The organism is Flavobacterium sp. 270, from assembly GCF_004368785.1.
Classification (GTDB): domain Bacteria; phylum Bacteroidota; class Bacteroidia; order Flavobacteriales; family Flavobacteriaceae; genus Flavobacterium.
Genome location: NZ_SODM01000001.1, coordinates 522,612 through 548,427 on the forward strand (window position 1 = coordinate 522,612; position 25,816 = coordinate 548,427).

21 protein-coding genes are annotated in these 25,816 nt (G+C 36.2%); 11 read left to right on the forward strand and 10 right to left on the reverse strand.

The genetic code is table 11. The features are described 5' to 3' along the window. Nucleotides 1–3: 3 nt before the first annotated feature. Together EV144_RS02260 and EV144_RS02265 are read left to right on the forward strand one after the other, a co-directional pair. On the forward strand, nucleotides 4–7,887 hold the full coding sequence (locus EV144_RS02260) for a T9SS type A sorting domain-containing protein (RefSeq protein WP_134145767.1): 7,884 nt from the start codon (nucleotides 4–6) through the stop codon (nucleotides 7,885–7,887). Between the two features lie 53 nt (nucleotides 7,888–7,940). Further along, on the forward strand, nucleotides 7,941–8,795 hold the full coding sequence (locus EV144_RS02265; RefSeq protein WP_134145769.1) for an outer membrane beta-barrel protein: 855 nt from the start codon (nucleotides 7,941–7,943) through the stop codon (nucleotides 8,793–8,795). 74 nt (nucleotides 8,796–8,869) lie between these two features. On the opposite strand, the gene EV144_RS02270 is transcribed toward EV144_RS02265, so the two are convergent. The 3 genes from EV144_RS02270 to EV144_RS02280 all read right to left on the reverse strand — a co-directional run bounded on the left by EV144_RS02270 (nucleotide 8,870) and on the right by EV144_RS02280 (nucleotide 10,587). After that, complete coding sequence (locus EV144_RS02270; protein ID WP_134145771.1) at nucleotides 8,870–9,667, reverse strand: polysaccharide deacetylase family protein; 798 nt, start codon at nucleotides 9,665–9,667, stop codon at nucleotides 8,870–8,872. Nucleotides 9,668–9,778: 111 nt separating this feature from the next. Continuing rightward, nucleotides 9,779–10,138: a hypothetical protein gene (locus tag EV144_RS02275; protein WP_134145772.1), complete on the reverse strand. Its 360-nt coding sequence runs from the start codon at nucleotides 10,136–10,138 to the stop codon at nucleotides 9,779–9,781. Nucleotides 10,139–10,233: 95 nt separating this feature from the next. Continuing rightward, entirely contained in the window at nucleotides 10,234–10,587 is a 354-nt protein-coding gene (locus tag EV144_RS02280; RefSeq protein WP_243854599.1) for a winged helix-turn-helix transcriptional regulator, read from the reverse strand. A 108-nt stretch (nucleotides 10,588–10,695) separates the two neighbouring features. Between EV144_RS02280 and EV144_RS02285 the strand changes: the two genes are divergently transcribed. Continuing rightward, nucleotides 10,696–11,328 carry a nitroreductase family protein gene (locus tag EV144_RS02285; protein ID WP_134145774.1) on the forward strand — a complete coding sequence of 211 codons (633 nt, stop codon included), beginning with the start codon at nucleotides 10,696–10,698 and terminating at the stop codon, nucleotides 11,326–11,328. Between the two features lie 101 nt (nucleotides 11,329–11,429). Here the strand turns inward: EV144_RS02285 and EV144_RS02290 are convergent, their stop codons facing one another. The 5 genes from EV144_RS02290 to EV144_RS02310 form a co-directional block, all read right to left on the reverse strand. Continuing rightward, on the reverse strand, nucleotides 11,430–12,536 hold the full coding sequence (locus EV144_RS02290; protein ID WP_243854600.1) for a PepSY-associated TM helix domain-containing protein: 1,107 nt from the start codon (nucleotides 12,534–12,536) through the stop codon (nucleotides 11,430–11,432). 57 nt (nucleotides 12,537–12,593) lie between these two features. After that, on the reverse strand, nucleotides 12,594–14,969 hold the full coding sequence (locus tag EV144_RS02295; RefSeq protein WP_134145776.1) for a TonB-dependent siderophore receptor: 2,376 nt from the start codon (nucleotides 14,967–14,969) through the stop codon (nucleotides 12,594–12,596). Nucleotides 14,970–15,526: 557 nt separating this feature from the next. Beyond that, complete coding sequence (locus EV144_RS02300) at nucleotides 15,527–15,961, reverse strand: carboxymuconolactone decarboxylase family protein (protein WP_134145778.1); 435 nt, start codon at nucleotides 15,959–15,961, stop codon at nucleotides 15,527–15,529. 47 nt (nucleotides 15,962–16,008) lie between these two features. Then, nucleotides 16,009–16,461 (reverse strand): MarR family winged helix-turn-helix transcriptional regulator, encoded by a 453-nt coding sequence (locus tag EV144_RS02305; protein ID WP_134145780.1) that lies wholly within the window; start codon nucleotides 16,459–16,461, stop codon nucleotides 16,009–16,011. A gap of 237 nt (nucleotides 16,462–16,698) precedes the next feature. Then, nucleotides 16,699–18,162, reverse strand: a complete 1,464-nt coding sequence (locus tag EV144_RS02310; protein ID WP_134145782.1) for a PLP-dependent aminotransferase family protein — start codon at nucleotides 18,160–18,162, stop codon at nucleotides 16,699–16,701. A 113-nt stretch (nucleotides 18,163–18,275) separates the two neighbouring features. On the opposite strand from EV144_RS02310, the gene EV144_RS02315 reads away from it, so the two are divergent. Beyond that, nucleotides 18,276–19,166 (forward strand): DMT family transporter, encoded by an 891-nt coding sequence (locus EV144_RS02315; protein WP_134145784.1) that lies wholly within the window; start codon nucleotides 18,276–18,278, stop codon nucleotides 19,164–19,166. A gap of 112 nt (nucleotides 19,167–19,278) precedes the next feature. Here the strand turns inward: EV144_RS02315 and EV144_RS02320 are convergent, their stop codons facing one another. Beyond that, nucleotides 19,279–20,493, reverse strand: a complete 1,215-nt coding sequence (locus tag EV144_RS02320) for an MFS transporter (protein ID WP_134145786.1) — start codon at nucleotides 20,491–20,493, stop codon at nucleotides 19,279–19,281. 71 nt (nucleotides 20,494–20,564) lie between these two features. After that, nucleotides 20,565–21,146 carry a TetR/AcrR family transcriptional regulator gene (locus EV144_RS02325; RefSeq protein ID WP_134145788.1) on the reverse strand — a complete coding sequence of 194 codons (582 nt, stop codon included), beginning with the start codon at nucleotides 21,144–21,146 and terminating at the stop codon, nucleotides 20,565–20,567. Nucleotides 21,147–21,425: 279 nt separating this feature from the next. Here EV144_RS02325 and EV144_RS02330 point away from each other — a divergent pair, with 279 nt between their 5' ends. The 7 genes from EV144_RS02330 to EV144_RS02360 all read left to right on the forward strand — a co-directional run bounded on the left by EV144_RS02330 (nucleotide 21,426) and on the right by EV144_RS02360 (nucleotide 25,755). Then, the gene (locus EV144_RS02330) at nucleotides 21,426–22,283 is read left to right on the forward strand and encodes a helix-turn-helix domain-containing protein (protein WP_134145790.1); all 858 of its coding nucleotides are present in this window, start codon (nucleotides 21,426–21,428) and stop codon (nucleotides 22,281–22,283) included. 97 nt (nucleotides 22,284–22,380) lie between these two features. After that, entirely contained in the window at nucleotides 22,381–23,031 is a 651-nt protein-coding gene (locus tag EV144_RS02335) for an HD domain-containing protein (RefSeq protein WP_134145792.1), read from the forward strand. 156 nt (nucleotides 23,032–23,187) lie between these two features. Then, on the forward strand, nucleotides 23,188–23,631 hold the full coding sequence (locus EV144_RS02340; protein ID WP_134145794.1) for a DoxX family protein: 444 nt from the start codon (nucleotides 23,188–23,190) through the stop codon (nucleotides 23,629–23,631). Beyond that, nucleotides 23,621–24,172 (forward strand): hypothetical protein, encoded by a 552-nt coding sequence (locus EV144_RS02345; RefSeq protein ID WP_134145796.1) that lies wholly within the window; start codon nucleotides 23,621–23,623, stop codon nucleotides 24,170–24,172. The genes EV144_RS02340 and EV144_RS02345 overlap by 11 nt, the downstream gene beginning before the upstream one ends. A gap of 124 nt (nucleotides 24,173–24,296) precedes the next feature. Continuing rightward, the gene (locus tag EV144_RS02350) at nucleotides 24,297–24,875 is read left to right on the forward strand and encodes a Crp/Fnr family transcriptional regulator (protein ID WP_134145798.1); all 579 of its coding nucleotides are present in this window, start codon (nucleotides 24,297–24,299) and stop codon (nucleotides 24,873–24,875) included. 94 nt (nucleotides 24,876–24,969) lie between these two features. Beyond that, nucleotides 24,970–25,503, forward strand: a complete 534-nt coding sequence (locus tag EV144_RS02355) for a YceI family protein (RefSeq protein ID WP_134145800.1) — start codon at nucleotides 24,970–24,972, stop codon at nucleotides 25,501–25,503. 33 nt (nucleotides 25,504–25,536) lie between these two features. Then, entirely contained in the window at nucleotides 25,537–25,755 is a 219-nt protein-coding gene (locus EV144_RS02360; RefSeq protein ID WP_134145802.1) for a tautomerase family protein, read from the forward strand. The last annotated feature ends 61 nt before the right edge of the window (nucleotides 25,756–25,816 follow it).

Consider the following 25,816-nt stretch of genomic DNA (forward strand, 5'->3'; position numbering starts at 1 on the left):
ATTATGAAACATTTTTACTCACAAATCAAAAATTTTCTAAATATCGCCTTATTTCTGGGGATATTTTTGCAGGGTTATTTAGGGAATGCGCAAACTACTCTAGTGGCTGGAGATATCCTTTTTACAGGATATGATTCTAATTTTGCTCCGGCTGTTGGTGATGAATATTCGTTTGTATTGCTTAAAGCTATTTCTGCCAACACTGTAATTAGTTTTAGCGACAGAGGCTACACCGGAAGCGGCTGGCAGGCCGCTGGAGGAACAGAAGGAACAGTTACCTGGACTTCAGGAAGTGCTCTCGGCATAGGAACTGAAGTATTAATAAAAGGGGTCTCTGCTTCTGTTTACAATGTTACAACATCGTCTTTAACACCAAACGGAACTGTTACCTTAACGGAAGGATCATCTGCAAACGGATTGTCTCTTTCTACGGTTGGAGATCAAATTATTGCTTTTCAGGGCGGGTCTGGTTCTATTAGTGCCGGTGGTGTAACTTTTATTACCGGTCTTCATTATTTTTATTGTAATGCAAGTACTACATCTGCAACATGGGATTCTGGAGCTTGTGTAGCGAGTGTAAATTCTTCTCGTATTCCCGTAGGTCTTACTGGAGGTACAAATGCTTTTTATACCGGGACATTATCAGGAAACGTTTTGGCTACTTCAGCCAGATTTAATGGTACTGGACCATTCGCGGATGCTGCGGCCATTAAAGCTGCAGTTATAAATCAGTCAAACTGGACACTTTCTACAACACCATTAACAATGCCTTCTACTGCTCCTTTTACAGGTGTGCCGGCAACTATTAATACAAGCCCTACAAGTCTTACAAGATGTGTTGGCGGTTCTGCAACATTTACTGTTGCTGCTTCTAATGCTACAGGTTTTCAATGGCAGGTAAATACAGGAAGTGGTTATAATAATGTTCCTAATGCTGCACCTTATTCTGGAGGTACTACAGCTTCATTGACAGTATCACCGACAACTGCTTCAATGAATGGTTATTTGTACCAATGTGTGGTTACTGGAACTGGTGGTAACGCAACAAGTGGTGCTGCGACATTAACAGTACCAACAATTACCGGAACTACATCAGCACAAATTAATGTGTCTTGCAATGGAGGAACTAACGGTTCTGCTACTATAACACCTGCGGGAGGAACTGGTCCATATACCTATTCTTGGTCTCCTTCTGGAGGATCTGCTGCTGCTGCAACAGGGCTTGGAGCTGGAACCTATACTGTAACTATAACTGATGCTAATTCATGTACAGGAACACAAACTGTAAATATAACGCAGCCAACTGTATTAGTTGCATCAGTTGGCGGACAAACTAATGTATCTTGTTTGGGAGGATCTAACGGAACAGCTACAGTAATTGCAACCGGAGGAACTACCGGATATACTTATTCTTGGGCACCATCTGGAGGAACTGCTGCAACAGCTACTGGATTGGCACAGGGTACTTACACAGTAACTGTAACAGATGCTAACTCTTGTACAGCTACACAAAGCTTTACTATTACGCAGCCAGCGACTGCTGTAAGTGCTGCTGCTAACGGACAAACCAATGTTTCTTGTAATGGTGGCAATAATGGTACTGCAACTGTACTTGCAGCAGGTGGAACTGGTGCCTATACCTATTCTTGGGCTCCTTCTGGGGGAACTGCTGCAACAGCTACTGGACTTAGTGTAGGAGTTTATGTTGTAACAGTAAGAGATGCCAACTTATGCCAGGCAACACAAAGTTTTACAATTACACAACCTCCTGCTTTAACAGCTGCACCTGTATCACAAACTAATATTGCCTGCAATGGAGGCACTACAGGAGCTGCTACTGTAAGTGCAAGTGGAGGAACTGGTACATATACTTATTCTTGGTCACCATCCGGTGGAACTGCTGCTTCTGCAACAGGACTTGGTGCTGGAACTTACACGGTAACTGTAACAGATGCTAATTCTTGTACAGCTACGCAAAACTTTACTATTACTGAACCTGCAGCTTTAACAGCTTCAGCAGCTTCACAAACAAATGTTTCATGTAATAGTGGTACTAACGGATCTGCTACAGTAAGTGCAACTGGAGGAACTGGAGCTTATACGTATTCTTGGGCGCCATCTGGAGGAACTGCTGATACAGCAACTGGACTTTCTGCCGGAACTTACACGGTAACAGTAACTGATGCTAACTTATGTACAGCAACACAAAGTTTTACGATTACTGAACCAGCTGTATTAACTGCAACAGCAGGTGCACAAACTAATGTGTCTTGTAATAGCGGCGCTAATGGAACAGCTACTGTAAGCGTAACTGGGGGAACTCCTGGATATACTTATTCTTGGGCTCCATCTGGAGGAACTGCTGTAACTGCAACGGGACTTTCTGCCGGAACTTACACTGTAACGGTAACAGATGCTAATTCTTGTACAGCAACTCAAAGCTTTACTATTACTGAGCCAACTGCTCTAACAGCATCCGCGAGTGCTCAAACTAATACATCATGCAATGGCGGTGCTAATGGTTCTGCAACTGTAAGCGCAACTGGTGGAACTCCTGGATATACTTATTCTTGGGCTCCCTCTGGAGGAACTGCTGCAACTGCAACAGGCCTTACTGCAGGAACTTATACTGTAACAGTAACTGATGCCAATTCATGTTCAGCAACACAAAGTTTCACAATTACTGAACCTGCAGCATTAATAGCTGTACCAGTAGCACAAACTAATATTGCCTGCAATGGAGCTACTACAGGAGCTGCAACTGTAAGTGCAAGTGGAGGAACAGGAAGTTATACTTATTCTTGGGCTCCATCTGGAGGAACTGCTGCAACTGCAACAGGACTTTCTGCCGGAACTTATACTGTAACTGTAACAGATGCTAACTCTTGTACTGCTACTCAAAGTTTTACTATCACAGAACCTTCAGTACTTACTGCTTCAGCAGGAGCACAAACTAATACATCTTGTAATAGTGGCGCTAACGGAACTGCAACAGTAATTGCAGCTGGAGGAACTCCTGGATATACCTATTCTTGGGCTCCTTCTGGAGGAACTGGTGCAACTGCAACAGGACTTTCTGCCGGAACTTACACTGTAACCGTAACAGACGCTAACTCATGTACGGCAACACAAAGTTTTACTATCACAGAACCAACTATATTAACTGCAACTGCAGGTACACAAACTAACGTATCTTGTAATAGCGGTGCTAACGGAACAGCTACTGTAAGCGTAACTGGAGGAACTCCTGGATACACCTATTCTTGGGCTCCTTCTGGAGGAACTGCCGCAACAGCTTCTGGTCTATCTGCCGGAACTTACACAGTAACGGTAACAGATGCGAACTCTTGTTCAGCTACACAAAGTTTTACAATTACAGAACCAACTGTATTAACTGCAACAGCCGCTGCACAAACAAATGTATCATGCAATAGTGGTACCAATGGTTCTGCTACAGTAAGTGTAACTGGAGGAACTGGGTCTTATACCTATTCTTGGTCTCCGTCTGGAGGAACTGCTGCAACTGCAACAGGACTAAGCGCTGGAACTTATACAGTAACAGTAACAGATGCGAACTCTTGTTCAGCTACACAAAGCTTTACTATTACGCAGCCAGCCACATTAGTAGCTGCGCCTGTATCACAAACTAATATTGCCTGCAATGGCGGTACTACAGGAGCTGCTACTGTAACTGCATCTGGAGGAACTGGAAGCTATACCTATTCTTGGGCTCCATCTGGAGGAACTGCTGCATCAGCTACTGGATTGGCAGCTGGAACTTACACTGTAACTGTCACAGATGCTAACTTATGTACAGCAACACAAAGTTTTACAATTACACAGCCTAGCGTATTAACAGCATCAGCAAGTGCTCAAACCAATACATCTTGCAATGGTGGCGCTAACGGAAGTGCAACAGTAATTGCAGCTGGAGGAACTCCTGGATATACGTATTCTTGGGCTCCTTCTGGAGGAACTGGTGCAACCGCAACAGGACTATCTGCAGGAACTTATATTGTAACTGTAACAGATGCTAACGCCTGTACTACAACACAAAGTTTTACGATTACAGAACCTACAGTATTAAATGCAACAGCTGCATCACAAACAAATGTATCTTGTAACTCAGGTTCAAACGGAAGTGCAACTGTAAGCGTAATTGGAGGAACTCCTGGATACACCTATTCTTGGGCTCCTACAGGTGGAACTGCTGCAACAGCTTCTGGACTATCTGCCGGAACTTATACAGTAACTGTAACAGATGCTAACGCTTGTACAGCTACACAAAGTTTTACGATTACAGAACCAGCTGCATTAATTGCAACTGCAGGTCCTAAAACAAATGTACTTTGTAATGGCGGTGCTACAGGTTCGGCTACAGTGAATGTTACTGGAGGAACTGCTGGATATACCTATTCATGGGCACCATCTGGAGGAACTGCCGTAACTGCAACTGGACTTAGTATCGGATCATACACAGTAACGGTAACAGATGCAAACGGATGTACTGCAACACAAAGCTTTACTATTTTACAGCCTCCCGTTCTTGCTGCAACAACTTCTCAAATAGATGCAACTTGTTCTGTTGGAGGTCAAGCTAGTGTAACTCCATCTGGAGGAACTGCACCTTATACTTATTTATGGACTCCAACTGGTGATACAACAGCAGCTGTTACTGATTTAGTAGCAGGAAATCATAGCGTTGTAATTACAGATGCTAATGGATGTTCAATAACTAAAAATTTCACTATCGGAACTACAAATACATTAGTTGCAACTCAATCTAAAATAGATGTTTTATGTAATGGAGGAAATACAGGTAGTGCTACAGTAGTACCATCAGGAGCTCCAGGGCCATTTACTTATGTATGGTCACCTTCTGGAGGAACTGCTGCTACTGCAACAGGTCTTACTGCTGGAAATTATTCAGTAATAATAACATCTGCTAATGGGTGTTCTACAGTGAAAAATTTTACTATAACAGAGCCTACAGCTTTAACAGCATCAGCAGCATCACAAACCAATATTGTATGTAATTCTGCGGCAACTGGTTCTGCTACAGTAAATGCAACTGGAGGAACTGGAGCATATACTTATTCTTGGACTCCTTCTGGAGGAACGGCTACAACTGCAACAGGGCTTACAGCTGGAACTTACACAGTAACTGTAACAGATGCTAATTTATGTACAGCAACACAAAGCTTTACTATTACAGAACCGGCTGCAATTGTTGCAACAGCTTCACAAACAAACGTTTCTTGTAACTCAGGTACAAATGGTTCTGCAACTGTAAATGTAACTGGAGGAACTGGTGCTTATACTTATGCTTGGGCTCCTTCTGGAGGAACTGCTGCAACTGCAACAGGATTAGCAGCCGGGACTTACACCGTAACGATAACAGATGCTAATTTATGTACTGCAACACAAAGTTTTACAATTACACAACCAGCTGCATTAACAGCAACGGCAGGTGCACAAACCAATGTACTTTGTAATGGTGGTGCTACAGGTTCTGCTACAGTAAATGTTACTGGAGGAACTACAGCTTATACGTATTCTTGGGCTCCATCTGGAGGAACTGCTGCAACTGCAACTGGACTTACAGCAGGAACTTATACCGTAACGGTAACAGATGCTAACGCATGTACAGCAACACAAACTTTTACTATTACACAGCCAGCTGCATTAATTGCAACTGCAGGTCCAAAAACAAATGTATCTTGTAATTCAGGATCAAACGGTTCTGCAACTGTAAATGTAACAGGAGGAACTGCTGCTTATACGTATTCTTGGGCTCCATCTGGAGGAACGGCTGCAACTGCAACTGGACTTACCGCTGGAACTTACACAGCAACAGTAACTGATGCGAATGGATGTACAGCAACACAAAGTTTTACTATCACACAGCCAACTGCATTAATTGCGACGGCAGGTACTCAAACTAATGTATCTTGTAATTCAGGTTCAAACGGATCTGCAACTGTAAATGTAACTGGAGGAACTGGTGCTTACACTTATTCTTGGTCACCATCTGGTGGAACTACTGCAACTGCAACAGGATTAACTGCTGGAACTTATACCGTAACAGTAACAGATGCTAACTTATGTACAGCTACACAAACTTTTACAATTACACAACCAGCAGCTCTTACTGCAACAACATCACAAATTGATGTGGTTTGTATTGGACAAACTAACGGATCGGCTACTGTAGTTGTATCTGGTGGAACTGGTGCCTACACTTATGCTTGGTCTCCATCTGGAGGAACGGCTGCAACAGCTACTGGATTAGCAGCAGGAAATTACACGGTATTAATTACAGATGCTAACGCATGTACACTGACTAAATCTTTCAGTATCATCACTATTCCTGATGTAACAAAACCAGTACCTAATGTAACCAACCTGCCAGATATCACTAATTACTGTTCAATTTTAGCAGCAGAAATTGCTATTCCAACTGCAACAGATAATTGTGCTGGAACTATTACAGGTACAACAACTTCTCCTTTAAATTATACTTCAGAAGGAACGTATGTAATTACTTGGAGTTATGATGATGGGCATGGAAATATTTCTACTCAAAATCAAACACTTAAAGTAATCGCTACACCTTTAGCAGCCGTAACTTTTACTAATGCTGCATATACTTATAACGGAAGTCTTCGTACCATTCAGGTTCAAAACCTTCCTGTTGGCGCAAGTGTTGCATATGCTATAACACCAGCATCAAGCACTTTAAATGGTGCAACCAATGCAGGAGTTTATACCATTACAGCAACAGTATCACCAGCTGCAAGTATGCCAAACTGTTCACCAATTGTATTAACAGCAACACTTACCATCAACAAAGCTCCACAAGTAATTACTTTCGGTGCTATTCCGGTAAAAACTATTGGAGGTACAAACACTTTTAATTTAGACGCAACATCAAATTCAGCTTTAGCAGTACGTTATTCTTACACCTATACTTCTGCCCTGCCTGCTGCGACTGTTTCTAATACTGGTGTGGTAAATCTTTTAAGAGCTGGACAAGTTTTAATTACAGCTCATCAAGATGGAGATAGCAACTATCTTCCTGCTGCAGATGTTTCACAAGTATTGATAATCAAAAACAACAATGCTGTGATTCCTAAAATTACTCTAGGAACTATGGTTTATCTAAATCCTCCAAAAGATATTACTTATGTAATGGCATGCGGAGAACCTAATCTAAATGTTACTATTGTAAATGATATGAATGCGACTATTACTCCTTCTACTAATTTTACAATTAATTCTCCTAAACCTGGAATTTACAAACAAATTGTTACAGTAACTTCAGAAGATGGATCGGTTGTAAACACGTACAACATTACGGTAGAAAAACCATTTGGATTCTATGACATTGTTCATCAAAAATTCAACAATGTATTGCTTGTAAACAATAATCCACAGACAAATGGCGGTTATAGTTTTGCTTCTTATCAATGGTTTAAAAATGGTCAATTAATAGGAACAGGTCAATATTATTCTGCTGGAAATGGCGTTGGAGATGCATTAGATCCAACTGCAGATTACAAAGTAGTATTGACAACTACAGATGGAAAAGTACTTCAGACTTGTGCTTCAAAAATCACAGTTCAAAACAATACTTTGCAGGCTAAACTATATCCAAACCCAATTGAGACAGGAAAAGTTGTTACTGTAGAAGCTGATTTCCCTGAAGAAGAATTAAAAAACATGCAGATAAGTCTGTATTCTGTTTCAGGTCAATTGATAAAAACAGTACAATCATCAACGGTAAAAACCGAAATACAATTACCAGAAACATCAGATGGAAACATGTATTTAGTTGTTATTGAAAGTGCCAATATCAAAAAATCACTAAAAGTAATTGTAAAATAAATAAAATCTGCCAGTGCTGTTATTAGTACAGCACTGGCATAAAATAATTTAAGATGAAAAAATATACAATAAACTATATAGCATCAATAACATTGATTACTATACTTTTAGGATCATGTTTGAGCACGTACGCGCAGGATAAAAATTATGAGCTTTCAGTTTCAGTAGGTGGTCCATTTTCTTATATAAAAGCTGGCGGTTCAGCAGAAGTTGTAAACGGAAATGGATTTAACGCCGGTCTAAGATATTCTTATTATTTAAACGAAGGTTTAAGTTTAGGAATTGGCGTAGAATACCAAACTTACAATTCTGATTTAAAATACCAGCAATTCTCAGGAGCATACATGACAACCGATGCCGAAGATGAAAATTTTCAGTTTAGATACAGAGCAACAAATTTAAGAGAAGAGCAAAAATTAGGATATGTAAATGTTCCGATCGGGATTCAATTTGAAACTCCGGGTACAACAAAATTATATCTTGCAGGAGGCGTTAAAATAGGATTTGCAGTAAGCGGTAATTTCGAAACCAAAATGCAAAATCTTACTACAAGCGGTTATTTTCCTCAATACAATGTCGAATTATTTTCTCCTGCATTTGCCGGTTTTGCCAGTACAGACAATGTAACAGTTGGTAAACAAGATTTGGATACAAAAGTTTCTTATTCGGCTACTGTTGAAACTGGTGTAAAACAACAAATTGGAACTAAAAATGCCATTTACATCGGAGTTTATTTAGACTACGGATTGAATAATATCTATGATAAAGACGGAAGTAAAAACGTAGTGCAATACAATCCTGAACTTCCTGTAAAATTCAATTACAACAGTGTATTAGATTCTCCATATACAACTGATAAGGTAAGACTAGTTTCTTACGGACTAAAATTAAGGTTTGCAATTCGTTAATTACAATTATCTAGACCAAGCTAAAAAGGCATACTTAATTGTATGCCTTTTTCATTTATATCAATTTAGAAGCATTATTTAAAATTCTTCAAATCATCAACAGAATAAAACTTAAGTTTGTTTTCTACAGCAAACGCGCAGAGTTGTTTCAATAATCCAATCGGAGTTTCTAGTCTTTCATCGGCATCGTTTACCGTTTTGTGACCGTAAAAAATGACAATTTTATTATGTTTTTTTGCGTAAACCAACAGACTTTTATAATATTCGAGGTTAAACTGTTCGTAGTCATCGTCAATACCAAGGCCGTAAATAACGCGATTGCCTTCATAATAACAATATTGCTTTCTAGGAATTAATTCTCCATAAGTTGTACCTCTAATAATATCAAAATACTTCAGTAACCTTTTATCAAGCGCTGCAGTTCTTGCGCCGTCAGGATAAGCAAAAGAAGTGAGCTTAAATCCATCTTTTGCCATTTCTTCTTTAAGCGGCAAAATCTCATTCTTTATATAATTATCAATTCTATATTTTACAGCATATTTTACCGCGTTTTCATGATTGTAACCATGTCCGGCTATATCATGTCCCATATCCTGCAGATAATGCAATTTATCTTTCTGCTCTTTTGTAAAGTCTTTGTACTTACAGATAAAAAAAGTCGCTTTCCAATTGTATTGACGAAGTTCTTTTTCTGCATTGTACCAAGTATCTACATAATCATCATCAAAAGTTAAAACAATACCAGGCTCGGGTATTATTGGTTCGGCTTTTTTAGGCGCAGTCGGAATGTCATTGCTTACATCAACAGCAACAAAAAGTAGTACAATAAAACTAATAAACAAAAGCAGATAGACAAGTTTTGGTCTTTTCATTTATATCAAATTATTAAACCAAATATAATAATAAATTGAGAAGAACAATCTTATGAAAATAAATTATGTAAGAACTTATCTTCATCACTTTTGCAAAAGCCACAGCCAGCATTAATCCAATTGAAATCTTGTTACCATTTCCTGATAATACACATCTTCTACAATTTTCCTATGCTCTATTAAATTCCCATTATCATCGTATTTATATACCTCCAGAATTGTTTGTCCAACTGTTAAGCAAGAATTGACAAGCTGACCATTTATATTATATCGGTTTTCCCAACCTGCACGACTTCCGTTTTTATATTCAATCTCAATTTCTACATTCCCATTTTTATGTCTATCATAAACAACATATCCTGAGAATAGATTGCCATTAAATAATACTTGACGTGAGCCACCGTAATCCAGATCACCAAACTGAATGTTTTGAAAATCTATTCTATTTTTATTTGACTGTTTTAAACTCATTTTCTTTTTTTAGTTTTAATGCTTTCTAACGCTGGCGTGAGCGTCCCGCTCGTACACACGCAAACTGATTCAATTTTAAACTTAAAAAATCAAACTTATTTACCAGTAATCACTTTTCTGTGATTTGCTCCCCATTTTGCCAAAGAATCTATTACTTCCTTCAAAGTATGTCCATATTCTGTCAGCTTATACTCTACCGTAATGGGCTGCGTATTTAAAACAGTTCGTGTAAGCAATTGATTATCTTCAAGATTTTTTAATTCCCGGCTCAGGACTTTTCCAGAAATTCCTTCTACTTCTTTTAATAAATCGGTAAATCTTAAAGTGTTAAAACACAAAGAAGCAATAATCGAAATTTTCCATTTTCCATTCAACACATACATAGCATCATGCACTGCCATTATTGATTTTGCACAAGATTTATGATCTTGTTTTGGTTCTTTTATCATAGTATATCTTAGGTTACCTTAATGTCACAGTTACTTTTTGTCATCTAATGACAAAAATACACTTTTAGTACTTACTTTTGAACAAAATTTTTAAAGTATTAAAACAATATGAAATTAATAGAAGCACTAAAATGGCGTTACGCTGCCAAAAAAATGAATGGCGAAGTGGTACCGCAGGAAAAAATCGATTATATCCTTGAAGCAGCTAGATTAGCACCGTCTTCATCTGGTTTACAGCCTTATAAAATATTCGTAATTACAAATAAAGAATTAAAGGAAAAGATAAAAACAGTTGGTTTTGAACAAAGCCAGATCGTTGATGCTTCTCACGTATTGGTTTTTGCTGCTTGGGATGGATATTCAATCGAAAAAATTTCTTCTGTTTTTGAAAGAACAACGGAAGAAAGAGGAATTCCTTCTAGTGCGATGGATGAATATAAAGAAAGACTTTGGGGAATGTACAAAGATCTTGGTCAGGAATGGCATGCAAACCATGCGGCAAAACAAGCTTATATTTCTTTTGCAATGGCAATTGCCGCTGCTGCAGAACAACAAGTAGATGCAACTCCTATGGAAGGTTTTATTCCTGCTGAAGTAGATAAATTATTAGGTTTGAATGAACTTGGTCTTAAAAGTGTTTTAGTATTACCTTTAGGTTACAGAGATGCTTCTAATGACTGGTTGGTAAACTTGAAAAAAGTAAGAACACCAGAACAAGAATTTATCACAGAACTTAACTAATTCTTATTTCAATAAAACTAAAATGCTTTTGAAACCGCTGTATCAGCCAATTTCAAAAGCATTTTTATTTTAAATTATTTTCTTAAAAAGAAATAGTATTTCTAAGCTTTTACTTTTTTTGGTTTACTTGATTTTTTGCCTTTCTTCCACCAAATAATAAATCCGGTTATAGGCAGAGATGCACCAATTAAGCTTACAAAACTCCAAATTATTTTTCCGGCAAGACCAAAGAAAGTTCCGGTGTGTAAATCATGATTGCTCGCTTCGTAAACGTCTGCAGCATTATTATCTTTGTACAATTTGGTTCTCAATAATTGTCCTGTTTTTCCATCATAAAAAATCGTATTCTGATTTCTTGCACTTGCCCAATTATTAGGATAAACCATTCTTACCCTAAGTTCTCCTGTTTTTCTAATAGAAAAAGAAAGCGAAGTCGCTCCCGGATATTTTGAATTTACATCTTGATAAATGTTATTGTAACGTACCGGAATTGTAGTCGAATCGACGTGTGCTGCGCTTTTTACTTCCTCGCCTTTACTAAGTTTACTTGCTGTAACCAGACTTACTGTTTTTTTGACTGTATCAAATTTGAAATAAGTTCCGGAAAAAGCAATAAGAAGTAAAAATATCGAAGCATAAAACCCTAAAACCTGATGCAGATCGTAATTTACCCTTTTAAAAGAACCGCTCCATTTTATTTTCAACGATTGTTTTAATAAACGCTTCTGATTCGGAAACCATAATATAAGTCCTGTAATAAGCATTATTAAAAAAATCACTACAGACCAGCCTTGAATAAATTCTCCAACGTCTCCTAATAACAAAGTTCTATGAATTTCCAAAACCGTATTGAGCCAATCTGAACCTTTTTGATTGACCAGACTTGCATCATACGGATTAAAATAATAGGTCTTTTTCTTTTTTGTAGAAAGCTGAACCGTTGCATTGGGTTCATTCGTCGTAATTTTTATTGCCGTTATTTTCTGCTTTGGTTCCAGATGTTCGTAATTCTCAATTATAGTTTTAAGTCCTATAAAAGTTTTTTGTTGTACCGGAACATGCAGGTATTCCTGTTCTGTAAAATCACGAATTTCTTCTTCAAAAACATAAAGAAATCCCGTGATACTTATTATAAAAACAATGAGGCCCGATGCTAAACCGAGCCACAAATGTATTTGACGTATTGCTTTTTTAAATCCTTTGGTCATAATTTATTAGAAAGTCCAAATGTAAATAATATGGCTTGAAATGACTAGCTTAAAATATTAGAATTTCAATGTAATATTACCTGTAACTCTTGTTGGATTTTGTGCTGCTAAACGATAAGACCAATATTGTTCGTTGGTAAGATTATCAACTTTTAAACCTAACCTAAATTTTGGTCTGTCATAAAATAACGAAGCATCCAAGACAGTATAAGAAGGAATACTAAATTTAAAAGTAGTCGTATTAGTTTGGTAATATTCACTTCCGTAAATACCTCCAAAACCAACTCCTAATCCTGATAACGAACCTTCAACCAAACGATAACTCGCCCAAAGATTTGCCGTTCTTGGAGATCCCGCCGTTGTTGGGCGCAATCCGTTAATAGTTGCATTTGCTTTGGTATATTTACTATCATTATACGTATAACCTGCCACGATATTTAAACCACGAATTGGGTTTGCAATAAGTTCCGCTTCAAATCCTTTACTCAACTGCGTTCCGTCCTGAAGCTGAAAATTAACGTGATCCGGATCGTCACGCGTTACATTCGTTACTTTGATATCGTAATAACTTAAAGTAGCACTGATTTTATTAAAGTCAAATTTAAATCCTCCTTCTAATTGATTTGCCTGATTTGGTTTAAAAGTATTTCCGTTAAAATCAGAACCTCCAACATTATTAAAACCATTCATGTAATTTCCAAAAACAGAAACTTTTTGTTTGATAATCTGATAAACCGCTCCAAATCTAGGAGAAAAAGCAGTCTGATTATAGTTTCCAGCAATAGAATCACGACTTGGGTAATATACTCCTTTATTAATATATCGATCTACCCTTACACCCGTCATAACAATCAATTTATCTGTAACATTCAATACATCAGAAACATACGCACTAAATGTTCTTTCGTTATTAGATACAAAATTGGTGTATTTTGCTGTCGCGAACAATGGTTCGATTCTTTCTTTAGTAAAGTTATTGTAAGCGTCTCCCGGTTTTTTAAAGTTAATTGCCGGCATATTTATCGTAGCATCATTACGCGTTGCACGAAGACTGTAATAATCTAAACCTGCAACTACTCTATTACGTAATTTTCCTATTTTAAAATCTCCATTAAAGTTTTGTTGAATATCTGTTCCATAATAAGGATAATCCTGATTAGTAACCGATTGTCTCAAAGTTTCATTGCTCAAAACTGTCATAGCCACAGTATATCCTTCTGAAGATGATCTTGTACGCGAAACGATAGTCTGAGAAGTCCATGCATCTGATATTTTATACTTTAACTGTGCAAAAATATTGTATTGCTGTCCTGTATAATTGATAGTATTATTAGCAAAAGAAAGATTGTATGGAATTCCTAATTCTGTAATACTATGCGCTGTACCGCCTGCCCAAGGTGCCAATCTTGTTGGTGATGTTCCTTTTGATGCACTAAACTCAGCATCAATAAGTAAAGTCAATCTTTCGTTTACAGCATAAGAAAAACTTGGCGCTATAAAAAAGCTTTTGTTAAATCCGGCATCCTGAAAACTTCTTTCGCTGTGCAAAGAAGTATTAATTCTAAAAAGAGCCGTTTTTTCTTCATTAATAGGCGTATTAATATCTGCTGTAAAGCGATTTAAATCCCAATCGCCGGCAGAGTACGAAACCTCACCTTTAAAATAATCAAAAGGTTTTTTGGTAACTCTATTAAATAAACCTCCAAAAGAAGAAATAGTACTTCCAAATAAAGTTGCCGATGGCCCTTTAATAACCTCAATACGCTCTAAGTTGGCCGGATCAATTGAATTGTAAGTAAAACTTCCAACCCCGTTTCTTACCAATTGAGGCGTTGCAAAACCTCTCGAAATATTAGTCGTTCTTCCTTGGTTTCTTACCTCTGCGATACCTGCACCCGGAACGTTTTTAAAAGCACTGTTATAATCTGTTATAACTTGTTCTTTCATAAGTTCCTTACTTACAATAGTATAAACCTGAGGATTTTCCATATTTTGCAGTTTCATTTTAGAAACTTCTTCGCTTTCTTTTCTAGCAAATCGGTTTCCTCCAGAACTAACAATAACTTCTTCTAATTTTTGTGAAGTATAAGTAATTTCAAAATCCAAATTTGGTGTTAGATTGTTTTGATCAATTACTACAGAAGCTGGCGAAGAATCGTAACCGTTCAAAACAGCATCAACAACATACGTTCCAAAAGGAACATTTTTTAATTCATAACTTCCGTCAGAATCTGTTGTTGTCGTTTTATTTAATTCTGCAATTTTTATTTTTACACCTTGTACAGAATTTCCGTCTTTTAAAATTACTTTACCCGAAATTGTACCTAGATTTGACTGAGAAAAAGCGGTTCCTGAGCAAAAAAAGATTGTCAGACACGTTAGAAACACCTTTCTTAAACTATTGTTTTTAAGTGTTTTAATGATTGTTTTCATATGAATTATACTGGTTTATTCTTATTTAGACTGATTACAAATATATAAAATAACGTTAATTTTCATAATTCCTAATCAATTAAATATTTTTTTTAATTCACATTTCTAAATCTGGCAAGTATAGATTGTGTGCGCAAACGGCACATATTAGTACGAACATCCAAGATGCTAGCGCGAGTGTCCCGCTCGTGCCCGTAAAGTAATTTGTAAAGTTATTTTAGGATGCTATATAGTTTGCCACGAATTACACTAATTTCAACGGCTAGCGCGAGCGTCCCGCTCGTGCACGCAAAGTAATTTGTAAACTTATTTTAGGAAGAGACAATCTTTACGGGCACGAGCGGGACACTCGCGCTAGCTGACAATTGTAGGCGCAAACGGCACACGCTGACGCGAGCGTTCCGCTCGTGCACTCAAAGTAATTTGCAAACCTATTTTAGGAAAAGACAAACTTTACGGGCACGAGCGGGACGCTCGCGCTAGCTGACAATTGTAGGCGCAAACAAAGGTAATTTCAAAATCAAAAAAAAGCTCTCAAAATTGAGAGCTTTATAAATTTAAGCTGGAATAAGATTCGTTGAAATTCCAATTCTGTTCCAGGCATTAATTGTTATGATCGCTAAGATTACCTGCGCCAGATATTTTTCGTCTAAGAGTTTTGCCGCTTGTTCGTATGTTTCGTCTTTTACATGATTACTTATTAATGTAACTTCTTCTGTAAGCGCCAAAATTGCTCTTTCTTCTTCTGTAAAAAACGGAGTGTCACGCCAAGCGTTTAGTGCATAAATACGTTGTTCTGTTTCGCCCGCTTTTCTGGCTTCTTTTGTATGCATATCAATGCAAAATGCACAGCCGTTTATTTGTGACGCTCTTATTTTAATCAGGTCTTTATGCGTTTTGGTCAGCGGTGTGCTTTCTATAAATTTTTCTAGGCCAAGAATTGCGTTGTATCCTGCTGGTTCTGATTTGTCAATATGAATTCGTGTTTTCATTTTTTATATAATTATTGTTTCTATTAAAATTTAAAGCGAAAAAGTTCTTAATTAATGTATTTCATTAAAAGAACATTCAAAGTTTCAAGTTCGTTTAACGTCATATTGTTGACAAACTTTTCTTCTATGGTATGAAGTTTTGGTTGTATTTCTTCAATAAGTTTTATTCCTTTTTCTGTAATAAACACTTCTATTTTTCTTCGGTTTTCGCTGCAGACTTCTCTCGTTACCAATCTTTTCAGAAGTAATTTATCAACCAAACGAGTTGTATTACTTGTCTTTGCCGTCATTTTTTCCTGAATCATGCACATATTTGCCGGTTTACCTTTTAGATCATTTAAAATTTCTAAAACATTAAATTGTTCCGAAGACAAATCGTAAGGTTTTAGAACATCATTAAAGCTTTCATGAAGGCTGTTCTGCGTGAAAATAACCTTCTGAAGAATCTTTTTATTTATAGATAATGCTATTGCTGAATGTGTTACTTCTTCTATTTTCATAACTGCATTTTTAAAATATCGATTTTAATAAGGCATGACACAGATTCATCTGCGGAAACACTGATTTACACGATTGAATTTGCATTGAAAAAAGCAGCGTTCATCGATAGAAATCTGCCTAATCTGTGTTCAAAAATTGCGCACGCAAAATAAAAACCGATTTATTTTTAAGCAAAATTAAGGCAGTGATTGGGATGTAAAATATACCAATTATAAAATAAGAGATAGCCCAGTAATTTAGGAGATTACTTGTTTTAAAATAGCAAGTGCCTGAATCAGTTCTTTTTCGTCTAGCGACGCAAAACCTAATCTCATAGCATTTGGAGCCAAAGATTCATTCTTGTAGAAATTCCCATTATCAATATAAAGTCCTTTTTTTGAAGCTTCTTCGGACATTTTAGACAAGTCTATTTTTCCATTAAAGGCAGACCAAACGGCAAGTCCGCCTTCTGGCATTGTAAAAGTGATTGTATCTTTAAAATCAGATTCTAATAGCTCGCAAAAAAGATTCCTGCGTTGTTTGTATATTTTTAATGATTTACGAAAATGCCTTTCCATTTCACCATTATTATACATAACTGCAAATGCATCTTCTAACAAAGTGTCGCCTTGTTTATCAATCAGTTCTCTTAAAGAAGCTGCCGCATTTATAAAAGCCAATGGCCCAGTCATAAAACCAATTCGCAAGGCGGGCGCAAAAGTCTTCGAAATCGAACCTATATATATTACGTTATGATTATGATCTATACTTGCTAAAGGAAGATATGGCTTATTATCATAGTGAAAATCAAAATCATAGTCGTCTTCAATAATGGCAAAACGGTATTCTTTGGCAAGATTTAAAAGTTTTAATCTTCGCTCCATACTCAAAGTTACCGTAGTGGGGAAATGATGGTGCGGAATTACATAAACCGCTTTTATTTTTTGTTGAAGTAAAATATTTTCCAGATAATCAATATCCAAACCGTTGGAATCTACAGGAATTCGCAGGAGTTTTGCGTCGGAATATTTGAAAGTTTCATCCGCGAAAGCGTAATTTGAGATTCCCACCACAACCGTATCACCCGAATTTAAAAGCAATTGCGAAGCCAGGTAAATTCCCATTTGGCTTCCTTTTGTAATCAGTATATTATCCGAAGAAACGGTTAATCCTCTCGTATTAGAAAGATAATTGGAAAGCGAAATACGAAGGTGTTCCGATCCTTTTGAACTGCCGTATTTCAGGAAGTTCTTTCCGTAGAATTTTCTGGAAAGACTTCTGTATTCGCGCATTAACTGATCGACCGGAGCCAGACGCACATCCGGAAAACCGTCGTCTATTGCCAAAACCGTTTTTTGAAGATTTCTATTCGGAATTGCATTTTCAAATTTATTGGTCCAGATAAAAGACTGTTCTTCATTACTACTTTTAGTGGTTTGCAGAACTTTATTTTTTGAAATAACAGGAAGTTTAGACAATACAAAAATTCCTTTACGTTCTACAGATTCTGCCCAGCCCTGACTGATTAATTCTTCATAAGCCAATTTTACGGTATTTCTGTTAATGCCAATTAGTTCTGCTAAAACACGGGAACTTGGCAGCATATCAGAAGGCTGTAATGTACCATTGGTAATCAGGGAAATAAAATTATTACAAACCTGAATATAAATGGTTACAGATGCATTTCGATCAATTTGAATTAAAGATTTATAAGGTAACATCTGGGCTGTAGTTTTAATGAAAATTGGTATACAAATTTAATCCAAAACCACGGTACTTTTGACAAAATCATTTTAAATAATCATAATAAACTTCATTAAACAATAACAATTCAATGAAAAATAACGTACTCAAAGGAAGTCTCTTTATTGCACTGGGGGCTTCTAGTTTTGGCATGCTTGCTACTTTCGTAAAAATGGCTTATCAGGAAGGATTTACAACAGCAGAAGTAACACTATCACAATTTGGCTTAGGTTTTTTAGGCCTTTTAATTTTGAATTTATTCCGAAAAAGAAATCCAGTTCAGGAAACAAAACCATCAGGAATAAAAAGCAATTTAAGATTAATGCTTGCCGGAACATCAATGGGCTTAACCAGCGTTTTTTATTATATGTCGGTTAAATTTATTCCGGTAAGCGTTGCCATTGTATTGTTAATGCAAACGGTTTGGATTGGTGTACTTGTAGAAATGATCGTGCATAAAAAAATGCCGGAAATGCGTAAAATTTTATCTGTTTTAATCATTTTGGTGGGAACAATTCTGGCAACCAATCTGCTAAAAGAAACGATAACTATAAATTGGGAAGGTTTTGGATGGGGAATTTTAGCCGCGATTTCGTATACCGCAACGATGTATTCTTCTAATAATATTGAGATAAATCTGCCACCGCAAAAAAGAAGTCTTTATATGATTTTGGGTGGTTTGATTGTGATTGCTCTAATTTTTAATGCTTCGCTGCGAGAAGGATTTTCGTATTCAATTTTGCTGCGCTGGGGAATTTTAATTTCTTTATTCGGAACGATACTTCCCCCCTTGCTTTTTACCCGCGGAATGCCTCTTACCGGCATTGGACTCGGCGCTATTATTGCTGCAATCGAAATTCCGGTTACGATATTAATGGCGTACATCTGGCTGAAAGAACCCGTTAATTTCCTGCAATGGACAGGAGTTATTCTAATTTTATCTGCGATTATTGTAATGAATCTGGAACAAAAAAAGAATTAATATTAGTTTGCCACGAATTGCACTAATTCCACTAATTTTTTCTTTAAAAATCAATTTAGTTCGTGGAAATTAGTGCATCCCGATAGCTATCGGGAGTGGCAAAAAATAATTCTTATTTTCTGACAGCCTCTAAAGCTAAATTTTTTACTCTATAATTGTTGAAAATCATAAAAACGACTGTAACAATCAAAAGCAAAGAAAGATCTGCCGCGCCAAGTAACATCTGGCTTTTTACCTCGAATAAATTAGCAAATCCGTAGCTGAAAACAGAACTAATCATGTACATAACACCGCCTGTAAGTCCGCTTGCGACACCTGCATTTTTAGAAAAACGAGTTAGACAATAACCGTAAACAATATTAAAAATAAAGCCTCCGGCGATATGAATTCCGATAATAAAACCGATCAAAGTATAAAGGTTACTGGTCCAGGAAGCCGTAAAAATCATCAATAGAACCAATATAATTTGGATTCCAAATGCCGTTCCTACTTTTTGAGCCAAAGGTTTTTTGATTAATAATTTTGCGATAATTCCGCCCGTCATTAAAGAAAAACCAGACAACAAAGAACTGTATCCTGTAGTAATGGCAGAATGTCCTAAAACGCGTTCTATAATAAAAGGACTAGATAAACTATACACAATTACGATTCCAAAACAAATCCCGATAATAACAAGACCCAATGTAAAATCGGCTGTTTTAAGCATTCCAGAATAGGTTTCTACGATTGATTTAAGTTTAAAAGGCTGATAATGTTTTAAAGATTCACCGCTGTAAATCAATTCTAAAATCAGGAAAGCCAATGATAAACCGCCTAGAAAATAAAAGTTAGATCTCCAGCCAAAACTGCTTTGCAGATAACCTCCTAAAAACGGAGCCATAATAGGCGCAGTTGCCCAGATAATAGAAAATAAACTGATATAACCTTTTAGTTTTTCGCCCGAAAAAAGATCAACAAAATAAGCACGTTTTCCGACTACAATAAGCGCAATCGTAATTCCCTGAATAATTCGCATGGCGTAAATCACATAAATATTCGGCACTAGCGCAATTACAAAACTGGTTAAAGAAAAAAGTGCAAGCGACGCAAGACTAATTTTATAACGTCCGAAACTGTCTAAAATACTCCCGATAAAAAATTGGCTCACACCAACGCTAAACATAAATAACACCAGCGAAAGCTGCACCGCTGCCGCCGAAACATGCAGATCGTTTGCCATTGCAGGCAGTGACGGTAAATAAATATCTGTTGCAAATCCCGATAACGGAATCAATGCTAAGGCTAATATGGTACTAAAGCCTTTGTGGTTTTCTTGCAAAGTTCTCATTTTTTTTAATTCTTCTTTTTGTTTATTATTAAAATAGACCGTACGGTCTAAAATTAGGCAAAAAAAATACGTTAGATTACATATTTTTTAAATTCTTCTTTAATACTTTCTGTAATAACAAGCATTTGTTTGTTATCACTCATCATTTTTCTACATAAAATAGCACCTTCAATCATCGCAAAAATCTTAATACCAAATTTTTCTGCATCTAGTTCCGGCGATAGTTCTTTATTATTGATACCATTATTTATAATGGTAAAAAATCTGTTGTGAGCAGAATTAATAGCGCTTTTCACCTGCTCTTTCATCATAGGATTGGTGTCGTCTGCTTCAATTCCAAAATTTAAAATCGGACAGCCGTCTGCCATGTTTTCCTCTTTTTCGTAAATCGCCAGCAAATTAAAAAGTTTTTCCTGAGCCGATTTTCCCTGAGAAACTGCAGTATCTAATTTATTTCTTAATTGTGCTCTTAGATATAGAAAAGATTCCATGCAAATCTCTTCTTTGTTTTCAAAATTGCCGTAGATTCCTCCTTTAGCCAATTTTGTAGCTTCCATGATATCACTAAGTGAAGTTCCGGCCATTCCTTTTTTACTAATAATAGGTGCCGATGTTTCTATAATAAATTGTCGTGTTCTTTCTGCTTTGCTCATGATCTTTTTCTTTTTGACTCTGCAAAGATAAGACCGTTCGGTCTAAAACGCAAAATATTTTAACTTTTAATTTTAAAATCACGATCAAAATTTTCTTTAAAATCAAAATATAAATTCAAAAAAACTCCTATTTAACAAGCTTTAATAAAGCAAATTATGTGTTTCTATAATTTTAGAATGTACCATTAAAAAATTAACAAAATACTGCAATTGTAGCTTTTAAGAAGATTATGAGAACGTTTTCTAATTATCTTTGTAAAACAATTTCAACTATTAATTATGCTTGCCTTATCTAATTTAGCTGCCGAAAAAGAGATAAAAAATTCATTCTCGATTCATTTTTTTGAATATAAAGAATATGAGCAGGCGTCTGCTTACAGGCTTACTTACAATAGAATATTGCTGCTTAATTCTGGAATTGGAGAAGTCACAATTGATGATGAAGTTTTTGAAATTACTGCGAATACACTGTTTTTAATTGCAAAAGGACAATTGGTTCGTTTTAAACCGAAATCAAAATTTACAGGCTACGAGCTTAGTTTTGGGGATTGTTTCTGGGAAAGAACGCCATCGAGTGCCAATAATTGCAAAGCAGTTTTGTTTAATGATGCCTCTGCAAACCAGACTATTCCGCTTAATAAAGAAGATCAGGATGAGCTGAGCGCCCTTTTTAAATCTTTATTGTATGAATTTAAAAAGGAAGAATATATCAACCAACTCGATGCAATGGCGGCGTATCTTAAAATTATCATGATTAAAATTGCCAATGTAAACCATTCGCTGGCAAAAGGTTTTGATAGTTTTGAAAATCAGCTTTATGCGCAGTTTTTGGGTTTAATCAGCAAGAACTATAAAACCTCGCGTGAAGTCGCAGATTATGCACGTCTTTTAGGCATTTCTGCCCGAAAACTGACGGATTTATCAAAACGCTGCAGTGACCGTGGCGCAAAAGAATTAATAAACGGACAAATTATTGCTGAGGCAAAACGCTCTTTACAATTTACTTCTAACCCAATAAAAGAAATCGCTTTTCAGCTCAATTTTGCTAGTCCGGATCAATTCAGTCATTTCTTCAAAAAAAATGCTCAGGTTTCGCCTCTTGATTATCGAGCACTTTTCTTAAACATTGGAATATAATACTTTACAAATACAATTGTAGTTTTTAACATGCGCTTGACGGAATTTGGCATTTCAGGAATTGTTTGATCACAATACCTTTGAAAAAAACAAATATATGTCAGTAAATAAATTAAAAACAGTTGCAGGAATCACTATTCCTGACAGTTCTATCGCACACCAGGCTACAGAACTTTTATTAGAACACGGAACAGAATTTATTTACAATCACTCGCTTCGTGTATTTCTTTTCTCCTCTTTAAACGGAAAAAGAAAACAGCTAAAATACGATGAAGAGTTATTGTACGTAGCTTCCGTATTTCATGACTTAGGTTTAACCAAACATTACAGCAGTGCAGATCTTCGTTTTGAAGTGGACGGCGCCAATGCCGCACGCGATTTCTTAAAAAGCCACGGATTGCCAAAAGAATCTCTTCAATTGGTTTGGGACACGATTGCACTGCACACTACAATTGGTATTGCAGAACATAAGGAACCAGAAGTGGCGCTTATGTATTCTGGTGTAGGTTTGGATGTTATGGGTGAAGGTTATGAACATCTTAGCGACGAAAACCGAATTCAGATTCTGGATGCTTTTCCTCGTAATGATTTCAAGAAAAACATAATTCCAACTTTTTTTAGTGGTTTTGAACACAAAACAGAAACTACTTTTGGAAACATTAAAGCTGATGTTTGTGCTTATATGATTCCGAATTTTCATCGTAAGAATTTCTGTGACTGCATTTTGCATTCTCCTTGGAAAGAATAAGTCTTATATTGATATAATTAATGAAACCGAAGTTTACTCCACTTCGGTTTTTTTGTTTTTAAAATTTACTGGGCTGTATATTTTATAAAAACTGGAATATAATTATAGTCCAGAATGCAATTAATTTTGCCCTGTAAAACTTTAAAAATAAATATCATGAAAAATTCATTTAAAACACCACAACTGCTTTTACGTCTGGCTTTAGGAATCGGATTTCTTTCTACAGTTTCAGACAGATTGGGTCTTCTTGGTCCATTGGGAGGAAATATCGAATGGGGAAATTGGCACAACTTCATCAATTATACAGGTACATTAATGCCTTTTCTGGACAGACCGGCTGTAGAAGTTATGGGAACAATTGCCACGATTGCCGAAGCTGTAATTGGAATCTTGCTTATTATTGGATTTAAAACCAGACAAGCCGCAATTGCAAGTTGTTTATTGACTTTGATTTTTGCGCTGGCAATGACTGCATTTTTAGGAATAAAAGCGCCGCTTAATTTTGCTGTATTCTCAACCTGTTCAGGCAGTCTTTTATTGTTAACAATTCCTTTTTATAACTGGAGTCTGGATCATCTATTTACCAAAGATGCAGCATAAATTACACCTTATTTTACTGCTTATAACTCCGTTTTTTACACAAGCACAATTAGAATCCTACGTTCGATATACTGCAGACGGCAATTTAGAACCTAATTTTAATTACAACGGATCAAGAAAAATTACAGAAAAAATTGCCTTTACTTATTTTGGACTTGTTGAACAAAAATGGAGCGAAGCTTTGGTTGGTCTTAAATATTCTCCATCATCTTCATTCAGCGTGAGCGCAAGCGCCGGAATTGAACAAGGTACAAACAGCCCAAGATACAGCGCCAGTATTTGGACAGTAAAAGGCAGTACTTCGCTTCTTGTTTTGGGAGAATTAGGAAGCGGAAAAGACAATTATTTGTATAAAATCAATTTGTTTCATCAATATTCTGATCTCTTTACTTTGGGTATTACGGCGTGGCGATTTCACGGAATTGGCCCGAACTTTAGATTTACAATTCCAAAAATTCCTTTAACCCTATGGTCAATGCCAGCTTATGATTTTGAAAGTAATACGTTTAAAATCATGATTGGTGTTACTACAAAACTTTAAATTTAAAAGAAAGCTCATCAGGTTTTGATGGGCTTTTGGTAATCGTTTTATTTTTTAATACTTCATAATTGATAATTCATAACTCTAAAATGTATTATTTTTACATCGTATTAAAACTTCAATAATGGATGCCAAAACAATCTTAAAAGAACATGTATCAAAAATTGCTACGCTGACAGACGAACAATTTGATTATTTCTTTTCGCATTTTAAAACCGAAACTTTTAAGAAAGGCCAGGCTATTATTTCTGAAGGTCAGGAAGTTGATAAAGAATACTTTGTCCTATCCGGATGTCTGAAAGCTTTTTATGTAAATGATGAAGTAAAAATGTACATTCTTCAGTTTGCTATGCCAACCTGGTGGGCGTCTGATTATGCGGCACTTTACAACAAAACCAATGCAACTATAAATGTAGATTGTGTTTCTGATGTAGAAATACTATCGTTATCGAACGCTGACCGCGAGAAAATCTGCAGTGAAATACACCAGATCGAGCATTTTTTTAGATGGAGAACCAATAGAGGTTATGTTGCGTCTCAAAAAAGACTGCTTTCTTTTATGAATAATGACACCAAAACGAGATACGAAGAACTGCTTAAACTCTACCCTGCCCTTTATAACATTGTTCCCAAACATTTAATCGCAGCATATCTGGGCGTTTCCAGAGAAACTTTAAGTAGATTATACAACGCTTCAAAATAGCCTTTTTACGAATGTGATCTACATCACGTAACCAATCCCCCATATCGCCATTCCTTTGTACTATAAATTAATAACAATTTAAAAATACAATATTATGGAAACTCAAAATTTTAAAATCGCAAATGCTCAAAGCAGCGTAAACTGGACTGGTAGAAAAGTAACTGGTGCTCACAATGGAACAATTGATATCGAAGAAGGCAACTTCACTTTTACAAACGGTGATCTTACTGGCGGAAAAGTAGTTATTGATACTACTTCTATCAAAATCCTTGACGTTACAGATGCTCCAACAAACCAACAATTTGCCGGACATTTAGCTTCTGATGATTTCTTTTCTACAGAAAAATTTCAAACTGCATTTTTAGACATTACTTCTGCAACAAAACAAGCAGATTCAATTTATTATGTTGAAGGTAAACTAACTATCAAAGCAATCACTCACCCAATTGGTTTTACTTTATCTGTAAATACAACCGAAGACACATTAAAAGCTTCTGGTAAAATCATTATTGACCGTACCAAATATGAAATGAAATTCCGTTCTGGAAATTTCTTTGTAAATCTTGGAGACACACTTATCTACAACGAATTTGAACTTGATGTTGATTTAACAGCAAGACTTTCATAATCTATTTTTTGATAATCTATAATTCAAAAAGTCATGCCATACGTAAAAATAGAAGTAACCCGTGAAGGCGTTACAAGAGAGCAAAAACAACAGCTTATTGCTGGAATTACAGAACTTATTACTACTGTATTAAACAAAGATCCAAATCTTACTCATGTTGTAATTCAGGAAATTGAATTAGACGATTGGGGATTTGCAGGCGAACAAGTTTCGGTTTTACGAGAAAAAGGTATTACCGCTCAAAAAAAATAATTAACATCTTTTAGAAGTACTAAACTTTGTCAAAGTTTGAAACTTTGACAAAGTTACAGCT

Coding starts and splice junctions, on each gene's coding strand:
- EV144_RS02260 (WP_134145767.1), top strand. CDS start 4: ATGAAACATTTTTACTCACAAATCAAAAATTTTCTAAATATCGCCTTA.
- EV144_RS02265 (WP_134145769.1), top strand. CDS start 7,941: ATGAAAAAATATACAATAAACTATATAGCATCAATAACATTGATTACT.
- EV144_RS02270 (WP_134145771.1), bottom strand. CDS start 9,667: ATGAAAAGACCAAAACTTGTCTATCTGCTTTTGTTTATTAGTTTTATT.
- EV144_RS02275 (WP_134145772.1), bottom strand. CDS start 10,138: ATGAGTTTAAAACAGTCAAATAAAAATAGAATAGATTTTCAAAACATT.
- EV144_RS02280 (WP_243854599.1), bottom strand. CDS start 10,587: ATGATAAAAGAACCAAAACAAGATCATAAATCTTGTGCAAAATCAATA.
- EV144_RS02285 (WP_134145774.1), top strand. CDS start 10,696: ATGAAATTAATAGAAGCACTAAAATGGCGTTACGCTGCCAAAAAAATG.
- EV144_RS02290 (WP_243854600.1), bottom strand. CDS start 12,536: ATGACCAAAGGATTTAAAAAAGCAATACGTCAAATACATTTGTGGCTC.
- EV144_RS02295 (WP_134145776.1), bottom strand. CDS start 14,969: ATGAAAACAATCATTAAAACACTTAAAAACAATAGTTTAAGAAAGGTG.
- EV144_RS02300 (WP_134145778.1), bottom strand. CDS start 15,961: ATGAAAACACGAATTCATATTGACAAATCAGAACCAGCAGGATACAAC.
- EV144_RS02305 (WP_134145780.1), bottom strand. CDS start 16,461: ATGAAAATAGAAGAAGTAACACATTCAGCAATAGCATTATCTATAAAT.
- EV144_RS02310 (WP_134145782.1), bottom strand. CDS start 18,162: ATGTTACCTTATAAATCTTTAATTCAAATTGATCGAAATGCATCTGTA.
- EV144_RS02315 (WP_134145784.1), top strand. CDS start 18,276: ATGAAAAATAACGTACTCAAAGGAAGTCTCTTTATTGCACTGGGGGCT.
- EV144_RS02320 (WP_134145786.1), bottom strand. CDS start 20,493: ATGAGAACTTTGCAAGAAAACCACAAAGGCTTTAGTACCATATTAGCC.
- EV144_RS02325 (WP_134145788.1), bottom strand. CDS start 21,146: ATGAGCAAAGCAGAAAGAACACGACAATTTATTATAGAAACATCGGCA.
- EV144_RS02330 (WP_134145790.1), top strand. CDS start 21,426: ATGCTTGCCTTATCTAATTTAGCTGCCGAAAAAGAGATAAAAAATTCA.
- EV144_RS02335 (WP_134145792.1), top strand. CDS start 22,381: ATGTCAGTAAATAAATTAAAAACAGTTGCAGGAATCACTATTCCTGAC.
- EV144_RS02340 (WP_134145794.1), top strand. CDS start 23,188: ATGAAAAATTCATTTAAAACACCACAACTGCTTTTACGTCTGGCTTTA.
- EV144_RS02345 (WP_134145796.1), top strand. CDS start 23,621: ATGCAGCATAAATTACACCTTATTTTACTGCTTATAACTCCGTTTTTT.
- EV144_RS02350 (WP_134145798.1), top strand. CDS start 24,297: ATGGATGCCAAAACAATCTTAAAAGAACATGTATCAAAAATTGCTACG.
- EV144_RS02355 (WP_134145800.1), top strand. CDS start 24,970: ATGGAAACTCAAAATTTTAAAATCGCAAATGCTCAAAGCAGCGTAAAC.
- EV144_RS02360 (WP_134145802.1), top strand. CDS start 25,537: ATGCCATACGTAAAAATAGAAGTAACCCGTGAAGGCGTTACAAGAGAG.